Source organism: Paraburkholderia sp. UYCP14C, from assembly GCF_004197395.1.
In the GTDB taxonomy this organism is placed as follows: Bacteria; Pseudomonadota; Gammaproteobacteria; order Burkholderiales; family Burkholderiaceae; genus Paraburkholderia.
Map to the genome: position 1 here is coordinate 1 of NZ_SELS01000231.1, position 1626 is coordinate 1626.

Genomic DNA, 1626 nt, shown 5'->3' on the forward strand with positions numbered 1-1626 from the left:
TCGCGCCATTCGTGACGGCGCCGGGCAATCGCAACGAATCACCCCTGCTGCGTGACGCGCTGCCCAAACTCACCGCCATGTCACCGCCATGGCGCGCGCCATTGGTGCGAACCTGCAGGGCTCAACCGTCAGTCTGGATGGCGTCTACGACTGCCGCGAAAACCGCCGTGCGATCTTCAACCGCGGCATGAGGCCCAACATTCCCGAGAACCCGCGTGGGCGCAAGGCACCGAAGCGCGGTCGCAGACGGCATTTCGACGCGGCCATCTTCGCGGAGCGTTTCAGCACCATCGAGCGCGTGTTCGCCTGGGAGGACACCTTCCGCCGCCTGCTGCTGCGCTTCGAACGCATCAGTGCCGTGCACTACGCGCTCAAGACGCTCGCCTACACGATGATCAACCTGAGGCACTACTGCCGCAGCTGATCGCGGCCCTCAGGGCGGCCTGTCGCTACTTCGCCGGCGCATTGCGCCATGGCCGCGCGCGTCGTTACCATGTCGATCACTTCGCAAATCACACTTCCACTTCGCGTTGCCTGTCTTGCCAACTCATGCATTTCATGAAACATATGCATTACTGATCAAATGCAACTTCAGTCTGCTTGAAACCCGCAATCAGTTGCCTGCACATCGGCGACGGTGACCAGAAACAGGTACAGCGCCGCCGCACAGGCGTCACAGCGCTCGATGTACCGCTCGCGCACCAGCCGGTGATCGACCCAGCTGAAGTGCGCCGGAATCTGCCGGATCCGCTCAGGGCAGATGACGCGCTTGATCGGCATGGTCATCCCTCCCGTTCAAGATGTCCTGTCCCAGTTGTAGCAACCGCCGGGTGCTGCGGAGAATGTCTTCTTGTAACGCGCTGTCGGTCAAATGCGCGATCAGCCCAATCAGGACGGCTGGTTGCGCCGACAAGAAATCTTGTAACGCATCCCCCACCAGAGCCTCCGATTCTTCTTGTATTTCAATGACTTGCGCGGGGCAGTCATCTTGTAACGCAGCGGCCGTCGCGGTGCCGGCACGACGCCCGTATCCCGGGTGTTCGGCACGCCAGCGCTGCACGCGCGCAACCTGCTCGGCGCCGCGGAAATAGTCGCGGTTCTCGGGTTTGGCCAGCCACTGGCGTTGACTGGCGGCCTTGCTCGCCTGACGGCACGCGGCTTCGGAGCAATATCGCTGGTGCCGCACATTGCGCGCATCGGGCACGAACCATGTCCCGCAATTCAGGCACTTACGCCTTTTTTGTTGGTGCTTCATGGACCGGCCCTCCCTGCGGGCCGATCATGCGCCGCGCGCCCCACTCGGCGCGCGCGAAGCACGCGTCAGGCGAGGCGTACCGCAAGAAGACGGGAAGAGAAAACGGGACGGAAGAAAAACTCAGACCGGAAGAAAAGCCAGGCCTTTAGAGAGATGACCCCGAAGAAAAACCAGGAAGAAAAGACACTTTCACACCGTTAGTTTTTAACGACTTTCAGGTCGCCAATGACAGTAATGGGCATCCCTACCGCAATCCCGTAGCATCTTTGCAATACCCCCATCCGGACAAAGCCAACTTTAACCGCTCCCCCCTCGCCAGCTCCGAAAGCCATTCCCGGTGGGGCTCGCAGACAAATTCGGCCCCTTCGGAA

Annotated in this window: 3 protein-coding genes; 1 reads left to right on the forward strand and 2 read right to left on the reverse strand. The window is 60.9% G+C overall.

All coding sequences use genetic code 11. The features are described from left to right. Positions 1 to 88 precede the first annotated feature (88 nt). Positions 89 to 424, forward strand: a complete 336-nt coding sequence (locus EVC45_RS44480) for a transposase (RefSeq protein WP_129964340.1) — start codon at positions 89 to 91, stop codon at positions 422 to 424. Positions 425 to 591: 167 nt separating this feature from the next. Here the strand turns inward: EVC45_RS44480 and EVC45_RS44485 are convergent, their stop codons facing one another. Continuing rightward, positions 592 to 780 (reverse strand): hypothetical protein, encoded by a 189-nt coding sequence (locus EVC45_RS44485; RefSeq protein ID WP_129964348.1) that lies wholly within the window; start codon positions 778 to 780, stop codon positions 592 to 594. Continuing rightward, complete coding sequence (locus EVC45_RS44490; RefSeq protein ID WP_129964349.1) at positions 752 to 1255, reverse strand: hypothetical protein; 504 nt, start codon at positions 1253 to 1255, stop codon at positions 752 to 754. The genes EVC45_RS44485 and EVC45_RS44490 overlap by 29 nt, the downstream gene beginning before the upstream one ends. Positions 1256 to 1626: the final 371 nt, after the last annotated feature.